This window comes from Streptococcus oralis subsp. tigurinus (assembly GCF_002093575.1).
Lineage (GTDB): Bacteria > Bacillota > Bacilli > Lactobacillales > Streptococcaceae > Streptococcus > Streptococcus oralis_CH.
This window is the reverse complement of record NZ_LNVH01000004.1, coordinates 64,858-80,210: the sequence shown is the minus strand read 5'-3', so window position 1 is coordinate 80,210 and position 15,353 is coordinate 64,858. Positions and strand designations below refer to the sequence as shown.

Annotated in this window: 12 protein-coding genes; 3 read left to right on the top strand and 9 right to left on the bottom strand. The window is 41.8% G+C overall.

Going from position 1 to position 15,353, the window contains the following annotated elements; all coding sequences use genetic code 11:
- The first annotated feature begins 7 nt into the window (after window positions 1-7).
- The gene (locus ATE37_RS05470; protein ID WP_084868273.1) at window positions 8-1,492 is read left to right on the top strand and encodes a DUF1846 domain-containing protein; all 1,485 of its coding nucleotides are present in this window, start codon (window positions 8-10) and stop codon (window positions 1,490-1,492) included.
- A gap of 134 nt (window positions 1,493-1,626) precedes the next feature.
- Here the strand turns inward: ATE37_RS05470 and ATE37_RS05465 are convergent, their stop codons facing one another.
- Genes ATE37_RS05465 through ATE37_RS05445 form a run of 5 tightly spaced genes read right to left on the bottom strand, consistent with a single transcriptional unit; the run spans window position 1,627 to window position 5,555 of the window.
- Window positions 1,627-2,658, bottom strand: coding sequence for a sensor histidine kinase (locus ATE37_RS05465; protein ID WP_084868272.1), 1,032 nt, complete (start codon window positions 2,656-2,658; stop codon window positions 1,627-1,629).
- Window positions 2,625-3,323 carry a response regulator transcription factor gene (locus ATE37_RS05460; RefSeq protein ID WP_084868270.1) on the bottom strand — a complete coding sequence of 233 codons (699 nt, stop codon included), beginning with the start codon at window positions 3,321-3,323 and terminating at the stop codon, window positions 2,625-2,627. Before ATE37_RS05460 ends, ATE37_RS05465 begins: the two co-directional genes overlap by 34 nt.
- A 12-nt stretch (window positions 3,324-3,335) precedes the next feature.
- The gene (locus ATE37_RS05455) at window positions 3,336-4,058 is read right to left on the bottom strand and encodes a lantibiotic ABC transporter permease (RefSeq protein ID WP_084868269.1); all 723 of its coding nucleotides are present in this window, start codon (window positions 4,056-4,058) and stop codon (window positions 3,336-3,338) included.
- Complete coding sequence (locus tag ATE37_RS05450) at window positions 4,058-4,846, bottom strand: lantibiotic ABC transporter permease (protein WP_084868267.1); 789 nt, start codon at window positions 4,844-4,846, stop codon at window positions 4,058-4,060. The genes ATE37_RS05455 and ATE37_RS05450 overlap by 1 nt, the downstream gene beginning before the upstream one ends.
- A gap of 1 nt (window position 4,847) precedes the next feature.
- Complete coding sequence (locus ATE37_RS05445; RefSeq protein ID WP_084868265.1) at window positions 4,848-5,555, bottom strand: ABC transporter ATP-binding protein; 708 nt, start codon at window positions 5,553-5,555, stop codon at window positions 4,848-4,850.
- A 277-nt stretch (window positions 5,556-5,832) separates the two neighbouring features.
- On the opposite strand from ATE37_RS05445, the gene ATE37_RS05440 reads away from it, so the two are divergent.
- Entirely contained in the window at window positions 5,833-6,315 is a 483-nt protein-coding gene (locus ATE37_RS05440; RefSeq protein WP_061428359.1) for an S-ribosylhomocysteine lyase, read from the top strand.
- Between the two features lie 60 nt (window positions 6,316-6,375).
- Here the strand turns inward: ATE37_RS05440 and ATE37_RS05435 are convergent, their stop codons facing one another.
- Window positions 6,376-8,481 (bottom strand): ATP-dependent Clp protease ATP-binding subunit, encoded by a 2,106-nt coding sequence (locus tag ATE37_RS05435; protein ID WP_084868264.1) that lies wholly within the window; start codon window positions 8,479-8,481, stop codon window positions 6,376-6,378.
- Between the two features lie 395 nt (window positions 8,482-8,876).
- Window positions 8,877-11,192: a formate C-acetyltransferase gene (gene pflB / locus ATE37_RS05430; RefSeq protein ID WP_007520679.1), complete on the bottom strand. Its 2,316-nt coding sequence runs from the start codon at window positions 11,190-11,192 to the stop codon at window positions 8,877-8,879.
- 238 nt (window positions 11,193-11,430) lie between these two features.
- Here pflB and dinB point away from each other — a divergent pair, with 238 nt between their 5' ends.
- Window positions 11,431-12,492: a DNA polymerase IV gene (dinB, locus tag ATE37_RS05425; RefSeq protein WP_061588726.1), complete on the top strand. Its 1,062-nt coding sequence runs from the start codon at window positions 11,431-11,433 to the stop codon at window positions 12,490-12,492.
- A 33-nt stretch (window positions 12,493-12,525) separates the two neighbouring features.
- On the opposite strand, the gene ATE37_RS05420 is transcribed toward dinB, so the two are convergent.
- Both ATE37_RS05420 and ATE37_RS05415 read right to left on the bottom strand, forming a co-directional pair.
- The gene (locus ATE37_RS05420) at window positions 12,526-13,371 is read right to left on the bottom strand and encodes an undecaprenyl-diphosphate phosphatase (RefSeq protein WP_061588725.1); all 846 of its coding nucleotides are present in this window, start codon (window positions 13,369-13,371) and stop codon (window positions 12,526-12,528) included.
- Between the two features lie 61 nt (window positions 13,372-13,432).
- A complete protein-coding gene (locus tag ATE37_RS05415) occupies window positions 13,433-15,325 on the bottom strand; it encodes a DUF2207 domain-containing protein (RefSeq protein ID WP_061588724.1) in 1,893 nt (630 codons plus the stop codon).
- Window positions 15,326-15,353 lie beyond the last annotated feature (28 nt).

Genomic DNA, 15,353 nt, shown 5'->3' with positions numbered 1-15,353 from the left:
TAAAAAAATGAAAAAACAAGCTTTTAGTTCTGAACAATATTTGAATCTACAGCGCGACCACATTTTGGAGCGCATCAACCAATTTGACGGCAAACTCTATTTGGAGTTTGGTGGCAAAATGTTAGAAGATTTCCACGCTGCTCGTGTCCTTCCTGGTTATGAGCCTGACAATAAAATCAAGCTCTTGCAAGAATTGAAAGAGCAGGTTGAAGTTGTGATCGCCATTAACGCAAGCAACATCGAGCATTCTAAAGCGCGTGGCGACCTAGGCATTTCTTATGACCAAGAAGTTCTTCGTTTGATTGATAAATTCAATGAGCTGGGAATTTTTGTTGGTTCCGTTGTCATCACACAATACGCTGGCCAACCTGCTGCAGATGCCTTCCGCAACCAGTTAGATAAAAACGGGATTGATTCCTATCTTCATTATCCAATCAAAGGATATCCGACGGATATGGATCACATTATTTCTCCCGAAGGCATGGGGAAAAACGACTACATCAAAACCAGTCGCAACTTGATTGTCGTAACCGCTCCTGGACCTGGTTCTGGAAAATTGGCCACTTGTATGTCCAATATGTACCATGACCAACTCAATGGCATCAAGTCTGGTTACGCTAAGTTTGAAACCTTCCCAGTTTGGAACCTACCCCTTCATCATCCAGTCAACTTGGCCTACGAGGCTGCAACTGCGGACCTTGATGATGTCAATATGATTGACCCCTTCCATCTCCAAACCTACGGAGAAACCACTGTCAACTACAACCGTGATATCGAAATCTTCCCGGTGCTCAAACGTATGTTGGAACGCATTCTCGGTGAATCTCCATACGCTTCACCAACAGACATGGGTGTCAACATGGTTGGTTTCGCTATTACAGATGATGAAGCTGCTGTCGAAGCTTCTAAACAAGAAATCATCCGTCGCTACTATCAAACTGTTCTTGATTTTAAAGCTGAAAAAGTCGGAGAAACTGCTGTCAAGAAAATTGAACTGCTCATGAACGACCTCGGTATCACTCCTGCAGACCGTCAGGTTGCTGTTGCTGCACGCCAAAAAGCAGAAGAAACTGGTGGTCCTGCCCTAGCCCTTGAATTGCCAAGCGGGGAAGTCGTGACTGGTAAAAACTCTGAACTCTTTGGTCCTACAGCTGCCGCCTTAATCAATGCCATCAAAAAATCAGCTGATATCGCTAAGGAAGTGAAACTAATCGAGCCTGAAGTCGTCAAGCCAATTCAAGGCCTTAAAATCGATCATCTGGGTAGCCGCAATCCTCGCCTCCACTCAAATGAAATTTTGATTGTGCTAGCCATCACAGCTATGGAAAATCCTGACGCTGCGCGTGCCATGGAAGAACTTGGGAATCTCAAAGGAAGCGAAGCTCACTCAACCATCATCTTGACCGATGAAGACAAGAATGTCCTTCGCAAACTAGGTATCAACGTAACCTTTGACCCATTCTACCAATACGATCGCTTGTATCGTAAGTAAATAAACAAGGCTGGACAAAAACTCAATTTGAGAGAAAAATCCAGTAAATCTTTACATAATAAAAAAATCAAATGCATAATATCAAGTCTTTTGGGCACTTGGTATTATGCGTTTTTATAATCTTCCATCCTCATTTATTTCAATGAAATTGTCAACTCGACACAGGCTCCTCCTTGGTCTGTATTGAGCAGGGTCAGACGACCACCGTGCAAGAGAGCTACCTGTTTAGAAAAGGCTAAGCCGATTCCATGATGGGGATTAGCTGAATTGCGGCTTTGGTCACTCTGATAAAAGAGCTGTTCCGCTCCCAGCAGCATCTCCTCTGAAAATGCAGGGCCATTGTTCCAGATAGCAAAAACCAACTGGTCCTGCTGCACTGATACCATCAGCTTCACTTCCTTTTGATTCTGGTCTGCATGTTCAAGCGCATTCAGTAAAATATTGAGCAAAGCTCGCTTGAGATAGTCCAAATGAATTGACAAAATCAGACTAAGGTCACAATCTTCTTGGAGATAGAAACGATGGCTTTCCTGTTTGCTGAACAGTGCCCAATCGTCCTGGAGATAAGCCAAAAAGTCCTCTAAGGAAAGCTGACTGAACTGATTAGAATCAATCTGAAAAGTCTTAGCGTAATCAATCAAAGAGCCACAATACTCTTCCATCTTGTGACTAGCCTGCAAAATATCAACAGCATAGTCTGCCTGTGGCTGGCCTAACTGCGCCAATTCCAAGAGCTCAGCATTCCCCTTAATCACAGTTAGGGGCGTTTTCAAATCGTGCGATGTCGCTGATAACTGTAAAATCAACTCCTGATTATGCTGCTGCTCTTTTTCTAGAAGACGAGCATTTTCTTGGTGGCTGCTCCGTAAATCGCTATAGACTTCTAGCATTTCCTCAATCCGAAAAAGCTGGCTTTGATTTTCTTCTAGAAGCTTCTCGCTCGTTAGCATTTTTATTTCCCTGTCGATTTTTCGGAGCAATTTCAAAATATGATAAAAAGTAATCAGCAGCAAGCTCCCTGCCCAAAAGAACAAGGTGAAAAGAACGTGATCACTTCCTTGCGTAAATTCATAACCTATAAGCACAAAAATCAAAACATGAAAAAAGACGATCTTTAAACTGGTTGTCCAGACTAGGCTTTTGAAATTTCGGGTTCTAATTGCCATCTATAGCCTACTCCTCTCACTGTTGCGATTGCTTGCAACCCTTCTTGTTTGCATTTTTGGCGAATCTGATATACGTATTCTGAGATGGAGCGAAGCTGTGTTTCTGAGCTTTCTGGGTAAAGCAAGGTATGCAGGCGTTCAGCTGAGAAGGTCTGCTTGGGATTTCTAGCAAGTAAATGCAGTAACTTAAACTCACGCTCTGAAAATTTCAAGACTTTACCAAAACAGGCAACTTCATAGCGCTCTGGATAAAATTGACAAGAAGCAATTTCAGAATATCGCTCCTCATGTCTTTCCTCCCGCCGAAGATGAGCTCTGACACGCTCCAGCAATTCTTTGGTTCCAAAAGGCTTGACAATATAGTCATCTGCTCCGCGAAAGAGCCCTTCCACCTTGTCCGCCTCCAATTCCTTAGCCGTCAAAAAGATAATCGGACACGAAAGATGAGGACGAATGTAGGAACACAGCTCAAAACCGTTAACAGGCTCCATCATCACATCTAGTAGAATCAAGTCATATCCGACAAAATTCGTCAGCTCTAGCTCTTCTATCCGATCAAGCGTCGTCACATCATAAGCATCTAGCTCTAGGACGTTTTTCACCAGCTTCAAAATGCTCCGGTCGTCATCAGCCACCAAAATACGATACTGTCTCATGATTTCCATTATAGCATACCTCTAGCGAACATCTCGTTTCAAGGTTAAGAATATAGCAGAGCTCCAAACCAAAGCTAACCATAACAGCTGTGTTCCCAGCCCTGATAAATCTATTGAATGCTGAAGCCCTTCATACTCAAAAAGATTTAGCGTAGCCAGATCGGGCAGGTATTTTGCTTCCTTGATGAACGTTGCCAATAAACGGCTGAGACCAATCAAGAGGGGAAAGAGCACCGACACCGGCACAATCCAAGATTGAAATAGCAAAGCGAGGCCGGCAGTTAAAAAAGCCAGAAAAATATTGCTGAGAAGACCAAAAGAGCTGTAATAGAGGAATTTCTCTAGCAAGGACCAGCTAAAGCTTAGGTCAAAACGAGCCAGCATAACAAGGAAACAGCTGCCTACCATGATACTGTAGAGGACTAAGAGCAGCAAGACCAGAAAAAGGAATTTCCCAGCCAACCAAGCCTTTCTATTTGATACGGTTAGAAAATTCGTTCGCATCCCCGACTTGACAAACTCCTGGGCAAAATAGAGAGAAGTAAAGATGACGATGACAGGCTGCGCCAGATAGAGGGCATGCAAAGCCTCGCTCATAGCCTTTGTCTGACCAACTGCTGTCTGACTATAGTCAAGATTCATCAGAAAAAATGGAACAGCTACCAGAGCCACTAAGGCTGCACCAAGTGCGAGATAATAAGAACGGAACTTAATCCATTCACTTCTAAGCAGAGCTTTTATCATCAGTATCGCCCTCCTAAATCCGTCTTCAAAAAGCGCAGAGAAGTCATACCGCCGATGACTAGTAACCATGCGCCTAGTATCAACAGTCCTTGCAAGGGATTGTTGATATATTGGGAAGTTGGGGTTGCAGCAAACAACTCTCCTGCTGGCTGTGGCAAATAAGCCCCCCAACTCGTGTGAGCTGCCAGGTAGTTTCCCAGATTATAGATCTGGGGTATGAGAAAAAGCAGAGGAACTAGCATGGTCCGAGCCAATAAACCTAACAAAAATGAAAGGATTCCCAATAAGGTTAGAGATAAGGTTTTCCACAAAATCAAACTCCAAGCTGCTTGATTAAGCAGAATCGGATCAAGCCCTTCCTTTCCTAAAGCGAAATGCATGACCATATAACTAAAGTAAATTGATAAAAAGCTAGTGGCAAGAGAAAAGCAAGTAAAGGTCATGAGTTTCCCCACAAGCAGCTTCAGGCGGTTATTACAGGATAAAAGACTGGTTCTCAAGCTATGAGACTGAAATTCCATAGCTCCCAAAATTCCAGCTAAGATGACCAAAACCATGACTGCCATAGAGGCCCCGTTGAGACCTAGATATTCCAGCGGGTCAATGGCTTTTATCAGACTGGGAACCGTCTCAGGCGTAGCATCCAAGCCAATAGACAAATACTGTCGACCCTCCAGCCAGGATACGACAGGCACCAATAGCAGCATGAAGGCCACACTCACTTTGAAAGCCTTGATTGATCGGATTTTCAACCATTCTGAATGCAATAAAGACATCGTTTCTTTCATCTTAAATCTCCTCTGTCAAATCAAAGAAGAGATCTTCTAGACTGTCTGAATCTTGCAGCACCTCTTCCAATCGTCCTTGCTCAATAATTCGCCCATGATGAATCAAGACTACATCATCTGTCACCATTTGCACCTCTGATAGGATATGGGAAGATAGAAGTACCGTTTTCCCTAAATCAGCCTGCTGACGGATAAACTTTCTAAACCACTTAATCCCACTTGGATCCAGCCCATTAGTTGGCTCATCTAATATAAGAAACTGAGGATCACCCAGCAAAGCTGCTGCCAAACCCAATCGTTGACCTTCCCCCAGAGACAGGCTTGACAAGAGGTCCTTCCTCTTATGAGCAATTCCAGTCATCTCCAAAACCTCATCGATCCGAGACTTTGGAATAGCATTACTCGCCGCAATAATCCTCAAGTGGTCATAGACCTTTCGATTTGGCAGACCGCCAATGCCATCAAAGGCTGCACCTACCGTTCTGAGCGGATAGGTCATTGATTGATAGGTTTGCCCATCAAAAGTTGCAGTCCCTGCTGTCGCCCAATCTAACCCCAAGAGAATCCTCAAGGTCGAACTTTTCCCTGCACCATTTGGGCCTAGAAAAGCTGTAATCCGACCACTTCTAGCTATAAAAGAAATATCTTCTAAAATCTGCTTGCTACCATGCTTTTTGCAGACGCCTTCTATTTTCACCATATGTTCCATACTGAACTCCTTTATCTTTATTTTCTCCAGTATACCCAATCTAGTTCAGAATTAGTTCAGAGATTAAACAGAAATTTCAGAAAAAGTTGATCCACTTTTCAAAAGTCGCTCTAGCTTCATTAGAAAGAACTCAGTTTTTCTTTTCCTTTACTCCATTCTTTTTTTATAATTCTGAGGTTTATGTACGGAGACTTTATTATCCAAAAAGTCATTTATCAAACTCCATCAAGAGCAGGCTTTATGATATAATGAAAGAAGAAAACTGAAAGGATTTACCATGTCAAAAGAAGTTATTGTTGAAAGTTTTGAACTTGACCACACTATTGTTAAAGCACCTTATGTTCGCTTGATTGGGGAAGAAACCGGACCAAAGGGAGACATCATCTCCAACTTTGATATTCGCTTAGTACAGCCAAATGAGGACTCTATCCCTACCGCTGGTCTTCACACTATCGAACACCTCTTGGCAAAACTCATCCGTACCCGCATTGACGGGATGATTGACTGTTCGCCATTTGGCTGCCGTACAGGTTTTCACATGATTATGTGGGGGCGCCATACCAGTGCTGAAATCGCGGCTGTTATCAAGGATTCGCTCAAGGAAATTGCTGAAACCACTACTTGGGAAGATGTCCCTGGAACTACCATCGAATCTTGTGGAAACTACAAGGACCACAGCCTCTTTTCAGCTAAAGAATGGGCGAAACTCATCCTGGAACAAGGAATCTCAGATGATGCCTTTGAGCGCCATATCATCTAAACACAAAAAGGAACCAGCTTTTTAGCTAGTTCCTTCTTTTTTTATTCTCAAAATTTTGTCTTAGGCTTTTTCACGAATGACCAAAACGCCATCTTCCATATCTGCTTCTAGATGTTTGGCATCTAGGTGATCCAAGTGGAAATCTGTTACCTTATCACGAATTTGTTGTTCAACCACGCGACGGAGAGGACGAACACCCATAACTTCGTCATAGCCTTCTTCTGTGATAAAGTCCTTAGCTGCTTGGCTGACTTCCAAATCAATGTCTTTCTTAGCCAAGGTTTGGTTAACTTCAGCCAACATCAAGTCCACAATCTTAGAAAGGTCTTCCTTATTCAAGTGTGAGAACTCGATAACTGCGTTAAAGCGGTTAAGGAACTCTGGACGGAAGAATGGTTTCAAACGATTCATCAATTCTGGTTTATCCGCATCTTCTGTCAAATTGGCTTCATAGCCAAATCCAGCATTTGATGTCGCGATAATGACCGTGTTCTTGAAGTTCACTGTATTTCCTTGACCATCAGTCAAACGACCGTCATCCAATACTTGGAGGAGAAGGGTGATTACTTGAGGATCAGCCTTTTCAATTTCGTCCAATAGAATGATGGAGTATGGATTGCGACGAACACGTTCTGTCAAGGTATTGCTATTGTCATCATACCCCACATAACCTGCTGTTGTACCGATCAACTTAGATACAGCTGTGCGGTCACTGTATTCAGACATATCCAAACGGATAATTGCGTCCTTGGTTCCAAACATATCGAGCGCCAATTGCTTAGCAAGTTCTGTCTTACCAACCCCAGTAGGCCCTACAAAGAGGAAGCTACCGATTGGGCGATTGCCTTCATCAAAACCAGCACGGTTACGACGGATAGCACGAGCGACAGCTTCTACCGCCTTATCTTGGCCGATAACCTTGTGTTCCAAACGATGAGCCATATCTTTCAAACGTTCGATGTCTGATGCTCCCATTTGTGATACCGGAATACCAGTCATACGTTCTACAGATTCAGCCACATCGTTGACACTCGCAGTCACCTTCATATCTTCTGTGTGGTTTTCGATTTTCTTTTCTAATTCTGCAATACGTGTTTTGGCATTAAGAGCTGCTTCAAAGTCTTCTGCCTCAACTGCTTTTTCTTGCTTGTCTTTTTCTGCCTCAATTTCTCGTTCAACAGCATGCACATCTGTTACAGGATGTTGAGCTGCCAAGTGAGCTGCCGTTACATCGACAAGATCAATAGCCTTATCTGGCAAGCTACGTTGAGGAATGTATTGGATCGAATAATCCACTGCTGCCTTCAAGACCTCGTCTGGCAAGATGACATTGTGGTGTTGTTGATAAAGATCACGAATTCCTTGAAGGATTTTAAAGGTATCTTCTGCTGAAGGAGCGTTTACCTTGACTTCGTTGAAACGACGAGCAAGAGCTGCATTCTTCAAGATGGTATTACGGTATTCGTCTTGAGTCGTTGCCCCAATAACAGTCAACTCACCTCGAGAGAGAGCTGGCTTGAGAATGTCCGCTAGCCCTTTAGAACCACTGTCTCCACCAGTGCTACCAGCACCGAGGATTTGGTGAATTTCATCAAAGAAGAGGATAATATTTCCTGCTTCTTTCACTTCGTTGAGTAGGTTTTGAACGTTTTCTTCAAAGCTACCACGGTATTGAGTACCAGCTTCAAGACCTGAGATATCAATAGAAATAATTTCCTTGTTCTTGATGGCAGCCGGAACATCTCCATTCACAATCGCTTGTGCTAGACCTTCTACAACGGCTGTCTTACCAACACCTGCATCTCCGACTAGAACAGGATTATTTTTCGTACGACGTGAGAGGATTTCAGATGTTTCTTGAATTTCCTTGTTTCGTCCGATAACAGGATCCAACTTGCCCTCACGAGCTTCTGCTGTCAAGTTACGACCTAGTTTAGCAAGGACACCGTCTTGTTTCATACCTGAAGCGTGTTGTTGCATTTGCGCATCAGATTCTGCATTTCCTGGCAATTGACCAGTTGCACGATAATGAGCAAATTCCTCAGGTGTCACTTCACGTCCATTAATCAAGTAGCGACGGTTTTCAGAACTATATCCTCGCATACCTCCCATCAATTGGTTAAATAAATCATCCATGTTGTTAAAGTTATTAAAGTTGTTGTTCATATTCTTTACCTCGTTTATTCTTAATTATTTGCGATATCTGACATTGACTATCTTTAACCTTTTTTTAAAAAATTTTAGACTAGCTAACTCGCTACTCTAAGAATAACTTCTGGTTTTTCTTTTTTTAATAAGCCTTTTATCATTTTCTTTTCAAAGTCTGTTAGATTCAACATAGGCCTCACCCCTTTCTAGGGTATCTATTATACATTTTCAAGAAATAGAGTCATTGAAAATGAAGTTTTCTAAGGAATTCATTTTCCTTATGTTTCTACTATACCACTTTGGTCAGTAAAAGTCAATAACTTTTTGACTAAATTTGACTAATTTTTTAAAATTTTTCAAGAACGCAAAAAGCCAGTCGTTTCCAACTGGCCTTTTCTATTTAATTTAAAATCTTAGCTCAATGCGTCATCCATTGAAAGAACTTCGTGGAAGACACGTTGTGTCAATTCAGTTTTTTGTTCTGGAGTGAGGTATTTAGTGTTTACACAGTATCCTGAGATACGAACGATGACATCTTCGCCATTCATAATCTTGTCATAAACATCTTTCAAGTCCATTACGTTCAAGTTACAGTGTTGTCCACCGTTTTCGAAGTAACCATCAAGGATTGTTACCAAGTTGTCCACTTGTTCGTCACGAGTTTTACCAAGAGCACGAGGTGAAACTTGAGTTGTCAATGAGATACCATCAGCTGCGTAACCAAAGTCAAGGCTAGCAAGTGAGTTCAAGTTTTGCAACCATCCACCTTTAGCTTTGTTAGATGGGTTAGCACCTGGTGAGAAGAATTCAAGTTTAGACAAGTTCACAGAACCATCTTCGTTGAGGTATACACCTTTGTGGACTGGTGAGTTACCAGTTTGTTTAGAGTAAGCAACGTTAGATGTGATGGTCAAAAGTGATACTGTGGCTTCTGCGTTCTTGTAGAGTTTGTGGCTACGTAGGCGAGTTGTGTAAGCTTCAATCAACCATTCTGCCAATTCGTTTGAGCGTGGATCATCTTCACCCCAACGTGGGTATTCACCGATTGTTTCGTAATCGTAGATGTAGCCATTTTCGTCACGGATTGGTTTAACGGTAGCGTATTTGATTGCTGACAATGTATCAACAGTGTTGGCAAATCCACAGATACCGAATCCCATGTTTGCACGCTGTTTAGTTGGCAAGAAGGCCATTTGAACCGCTTCGTAGTTGTACTTATCAGTCATGTAGTGGATGATGTTCAAAGCATCTACGTAAGTGTCAGTCAACCAGTCAAGAGATTTTTCAAAGTTCGCTTTAACTGATTCGAATTCAAGAACTTCGTCACGGATAGGATCGATGTCAAATACCTTGTAGTCTTTGTGAACATCGTCGTAACCACCGTTCAAACCAGTAAGAAGGGCTTTCAATACGTTTACACGAGCACCGAAGTACTGGATGTTGTGGCGTTGTTCTTCATTTTCTGGGTCAAGTGGTGACACACAACATGAGATACAGCTCATTTCACCGTATCCGTCTTTAGCCATTGTTGTAACACCTTCATATTGGATTGAAGAGTGTTTGTGGCTCATGTGCATACAGTAACGACGGAAGCTATAAGGTAATTTGTCAGTCCAAAGAACTGTCAAGTTTGGTTCTGGAGAGTTACCGATATTGTCAAGAGTGTTCAAGAAACGGTAGTCCATCTTAGTAACACGGTGACGACCGTCGTTACCCATACCAGCCATAGAAGTTGTGATGAAGGTTGGGTCACCTGAGTACAATTGGTCATAAGCTTTTGTACGAGCAAATTTAACTGTACGAAGTTTCATAACGAAATCATCAACGAATTCTTGGATTTCTGATTCAGTAAATGTACCACGAGCAAGATCACGTTCTGCAAAGATGTCCAATACGATTGGCACACGTCCTAGAGATGTTGCAGCACCATTGATAACACGGCAGACAGCCATGAAGGCGATGTTCACCCATTGGATAGCTTCTTTGACGTTCATCGCTGGTTTGCGAACGTCAACACCGTAAAGGTCACCCAAGCGAACAACTTGTTGCAATGCTTGGTATTGAAGGTTTACTTCTTCACGAAGACGGATTGTTTCTTCATCAATCTCTTTAATTGCATTCCAGTCGTTTACTTTTTCTTGCATCAAATAATCTGCACCGTAAAGAGCAAGACGTGCGTAAACACCAATGATACGTCCACGTGAGTAGGCATCTGGAAGACCAGTTACAGTGTGAGCGTGACGAGCACGACGGATGTTTGAAGTGTAAGCACGGAAGATACCGTCGTTAACTGTTGTTACGTATTTTGTGAAGATTTCGTGAACAGCTGGATCTGGTTCGTATCCATTTTCTTTCAAAGTAGTTTCAGCCATACGGATACCACCTTTTGGCATGAAGTTCAATTTGAAGAGTTCATCGTTTTGGATACCAAAAATCAATTCGTTTTCTTTGTCGATAAATCCAGCAGGAATATCAGCAATAGATGTTGGACGAGTGTCCATTGGGAAACGAGTTTCTTCGTAGTGTGCTTTTGTTTCTTCTACGATTTTTTTGATGTGAAGCGAACGTTCTGTTGGGCCAGCAAGGAAACTTTCATCTCCATCGTAAGGTGTGTAGTTAGCTTGAACGAAGCGAGAAATACTTGCTTTTTCTTTCCAATCTACGCCTTTGAAGCCTTCCCAAGCTTTGTCAAAAATATCTTGCGCTTCAACAACTGTCTTAACAACCATGTTAATGTCCTCATTTTTCTTTCTAGTAACAACTATCTGTTACATTCATAAGTCAAGTATACCACACAGTAACCGATTTCAACAAGGAGAAAACAGCCTTTTTAGCGCTTTCTTTTATAATACAGGCTGTTTTTTTGATATTATCTGTATTATATTTTTGAAAGTTAGACTACTCTTTTCCATTTTTTCAGAAAAAACGGTATAATGAGAAAGAAAATACGGCTAGAAAGGAAGCTAAATGCTCATATTTCCATTGATTAATGATTTGTCTAGAAAAATCATCCATATCGACATGGATGCCTTTTTTGCTGCGGTGGAAATCAGAGATAATCCTAAGTTAAAGGGCAAACCTGTCATCATCGGGAGTGACCCCAGACAAACAGGTGGACGTGGTGTCGTTTCTACCTGTAGCTATGAGGCGCGAGCTTTTGGTGTTCATTCAGCCATGAGCTCTAAAGAAGCTTATGAGCGCTGTCCCCAAGCTATCTTTATCTCAGGAAATTATGAAAAGTATAAGACTGTGGGACTTGAGATTCGTGCTATTTTTAAACGCTACACTGATTTGATTGAACCTATGAGTATTGACGAGGCATACTTGGATGTAACGGAAAATAAACTCGGTATCAAGTCAGCTGTCAAAATAGCCCGTCTCATCCAACAAGATATCTGGCAGGAGCTACATCTGACTGCTTCTGCAGGCGTCTCTTATAACAAATTTTTAGCTAAAATGGCTAGTGACTATCAAAAGCCACATGGTTTGACAGTCATCCTCCCAGATCAGGCTGAGGATTTTCTCAAACAAATGGACATTGCTAAATTTCACGGTGTGGGCAAAAAAACAGTTGAACGGCTTCATGAAATGGGCATTTATACTGGTGAAGACTTATTGGACGTCTCAGAAGTCACTTTAATCGATCGGTTCGGCAGACTCGGTTTTGACCTTTATCGAAAGGCAAGGGGCATTCATAACTCACCGGTCAAGGCCAATCGTATTCGTAAGTCCATTGGCAAGGAAAAAACCTACGGAAAAATCCTGCAAGTAGAAGAAGACATCAAAAAAGAGCTGACTCTTCTCTCAGAAAAGGTAGCTCACAATCTCAGTCAACAAGGCAAAGCTGGAAAAATCATTATCCTCAAAATACGATATGCTGACTTCTCTACTCTAACTAGACGAAAAAGTCTCCCACAAGCGACACAGGACGCTAGTCAGATTTCTCAAACTGCCCTTCAACTCTACGAAGAACTAGCTGAAAAAGAAAAAGGCATCCGTTTACTAGGAGTCACAGTAACAGGATTTTAAAAAGCTTGAAGGAAGATTCCCTCAAGCTTTTTCTTATACAAATAAACGCACAAAACTATAGAGCAACAAGACACTACCGAGTACGATACGGTATTTACCAAAGAGGGTAAAGTCGTGCTTCTTCACATAGCCAGTCAAGAAGCGAATAGCAACCATGCTGACCGCGAAGGCAACACCCATAGCAACCAAAAGCAGGAATAGTTGTCCAAAACTCAAAAGTTGACCTGCTTTTATAAATTTGAAAATTTTTAAAGCACTAGCCCCAAACATAACAGGAATTCCGAGGTAGAAGGTAAACTCTGTTACGACTGAGCGACTCGTTCCATTTAACAAACCACCGACAATCGTCGCACCTGAACGGCTCGTTCCTGGGAAGAGGGCGAGGACTTGGAAAAGTCCGATATAGAGAGCTGTCTTGTAGGGAAGCTTTTCAAGTTCTGTAACTGTTGGTTCAATAGCTTGTGCCTTGTTCCGTTTTTCAAGATAGATAAAGGCAACCCCATAAATAATCAACATGATCGCAACTGATACCATATTGTGAAAATGAGTATCAAACCAATCATCCAGCTTAAAAACTAGCAATAAAGGCAAGGTCGCAACGAGGACTTTTGACCACAATTGCCAAGTTCGACGGACTTCTGCCTTATTTTTACCAGGTTTGAAGGGATTGAGCTTGTTAAAGTAAATCACCATAACCGCTAAGATAGCACCGAGCTGAATAACAACATTAAACATGGACATGAAGGCTTCATTTTGGTCCTTGTATTGTACAAATTCTTCAACCAAGATCAAGTGACCAGTACTTGAAATGGGCAACCATTCTGTAATTCCTTCAACAATCCCAAAAAAGATTGACTTCAAAATTTCAATAAGATACATGTATTACTCCTTTTTCTGTCCTCTATTATAGCATAATTTCGGATGTTGCGATAGATTTTTTCTAGAAGGCACCGATGCTACCACCGCCTCCGCCTCCGGAGAATCCTCCACCCGAAGAACCACTTCCAGAAGATACGGAGTAATTGCTTGCTGTATTTGCAATACTAGCATAGTGGCTCATTTGAGCAGTTGAATGGTAAAACATACTGTGCCAGCCATAAGCTACATAAAGATTGATATCTGGGTTCTCGACCTGAATCTGATAAGATCTCATCAAATGGCTCACCTTGTCCGCATAACCAAATAAAGTAGCATAAACAAGGAGACGATTCCAAACAACAATACTTTCTAATACTGCCTTGTCTAGATGGGCGATATCGCGAAGCATGTTTTCAAAACTAGTCCAGAGATAGTATGCTTCTAGTCCATCTTCATTTAAAACACCATCACGAGTATCAAATCGGGTCGTCCAATAATAGACGGCAGCTAACATCAAGCCCACAAACCCAAGGATAGGAAGTGGCAGAGAAAGATACCCGTGAGCATCCAAACTATACAAGAACCAGCCAAAACCAACGAAAGCAGGTAAAATCGTAAAGACACCTATCGTCAATCGCAGGATTTTTTCTCCATTACTCAGTGAACGATAATAATCTGGAAGTTGCAAAGAAGAAACCCGCTTTCTCACTCCATCCTGCATCTGCTTCAGAGCTTGCTCAAAAGACGACTTAAGTTTACGTCCTGTTTTCTGAATTCGTTTTTCATCAGCTGCTTTTGCACCTTGGTAAAGACTAGTTGACACTTGGTAATCTGCAAACAAATCTGAAACAAGCACTTCTTCTCTTCCTGAAAAGGCCAAATTAAGGCAATCCTTTTCAAAACTTGCCAATCCCTTTTCTTTTACGACTTTTAAACGAACTTCATCTCCATTTGAGATGATTGAAACATTTCCACGGTCGATCACATCCAATAAAGTTGCCTGAACGAGTTGGTCAAAGGTGAACTTCCCTCCTCCTTTGGTCAAGGGACTGACTTCCTCTAAAGAAGTGGAGTAAACAGCTTCCGATAAAACCATCGGTTCTAAGTCCATTGGCGGTTCATAGAGACGGTGATTTTTGGCATATTTCTTCGATGGGGAGGTTTTTCTTCTGTAAATGCAGTAGAAAATAACACTAAAGACTAAAAAAAGCGAGAGTAGGAAAGGGATGATCCACGTAACCAGAGCTTTGCTCTGAGCTTTTTCAGCAGTAATGGACTCCTCTATTTTTTCAAATTCTGCTAAACGATTGCCCTTCAATCCCTGATCCAAAGCTGTTTCAAAATCTTTTCTAAGCCAATAGGCATGCAATTCAACCCCACGCTGACGAGGTAGGTTCTTCAAATGAACACGATAATCACCACCTGTCTTCTCTACCTTGCCCTCTGTAAAGAGTTTCCCTGTATGAAAGAAAAGTTTTTCAGCTCCATTAAAGCCCGTTACCCGAAACTCAAAATTTTCGATAGGTTCTGAACTATCCGTCAAGGGTTGCCAATTTAACTCCGCTATATCCTTGTATAAGAAGAGAAGATTTGATAGTTGCCAGGTAACCGTCACCCGAACAGTATCTCCGGCATATCCAGCATTATAAATTTTTACCTTGTAGCCGTCCTCTTCCTCCATAGTATAAAAGGAAACATTTTGAATAATTTGCCCATTTTTAGACACTTGAACGGTCGGGTCGGGATCAATATCAAATCCTTCTGGCATTTTCCCAGCTTTTCCTAGTCCAACTAGCTGGCCATTATAATCATCTCCAAAACGGTAGGTGATTGTTTCCTTAAAAATTGCAGTATTATCTGCATGAATATTCAAATCACCCTGATAGGATAAGATATCAAAGTCTACTGCAAAAACTAAGCTCGGTATAAATAATAAACAAGCAAATACCAAAGTCACCAGCCATCTTTTTTTCATAATTGATTCCCTTTCAATCTTTTCACCA

Excerpts from the sequence above, each read along its gene's own strand:
- ATE37_RS05470 (WP_084868273.1), top strand. The coding sequence starts at position 8 with ATGAAAAAACAAGCTTTTAGTTCTGAACAATATTTGAATCTACAGCGC.
- ATE37_RS05465 (WP_084868272.1), bottom strand. The coding sequence starts at position 2,658 with ATGGCAATTAGAACCCGAAATTTCAAAAGCCTAGTCTGGACAACCAGT.
- ATE37_RS05460 (WP_084868270.1), bottom strand. The coding sequence starts at position 3,323 with ATGGAAATCATGAGACAGTATCGTATTTTGGTGGCTGATGACGACCGG.
- ATE37_RS05455 (WP_084868269.1), bottom strand. The coding sequence starts at position 4,058 with ATGATAAAAGCTCTGCTTAGAAGTGAATGGATTAAGTTCCGTTCTTAT.
- ATE37_RS05450 (WP_084868267.1), bottom strand. The coding sequence starts at position 4,846 with ATGAAAGAAACGATGTCTTTATTGCATTCAGAATGGTTGAAAATCCGA.
- ATE37_RS05445 (WP_084868265.1), bottom strand. The coding sequence starts at position 5,555 with ATGGAACATATGGTGAAAATAGAAGGCGTCTGCAAAAAGCATGGTAGC.
- ATE37_RS05440 (WP_061428359.1), top strand. The coding sequence starts at position 5,833 with ATGTCAAAAGAAGTTATTGTTGAAAGTTTTGAACTTGACCACACTATT.
- ATE37_RS05435 (WP_084868264.1), bottom strand. The coding sequence starts at position 8,481 with ATGAACAACAACTTTAATAACTTTAACAACATGGATGATTTATTTAAC.
- pflB (WP_007520679.1), bottom strand. The coding sequence starts at position 11,192 with ATGGTTGTTAAGACAGTTGTTGAAGCGCAAGATATTTTTGACAAAGCT.
- dinB (WP_061588726.1), top strand. The coding sequence starts at position 11,431 with ATGCTCATATTTCCATTGATTAATGATTTGTCTAGAAAAATCATCCAT.
- ATE37_RS05420 (WP_061588725.1), bottom strand. The coding sequence starts at position 13,371 with ATGTATCTTATTGAAATTTTGAAGTCAATCTTTTTTGGGATTGTTGAA.
- ATE37_RS05415 (WP_061588724.1), bottom strand. The coding sequence starts at position 15,325 with ATGAAAAAAAGATGGCTGGTGACTTTGGTATTTGCTTGTTTATTATTT.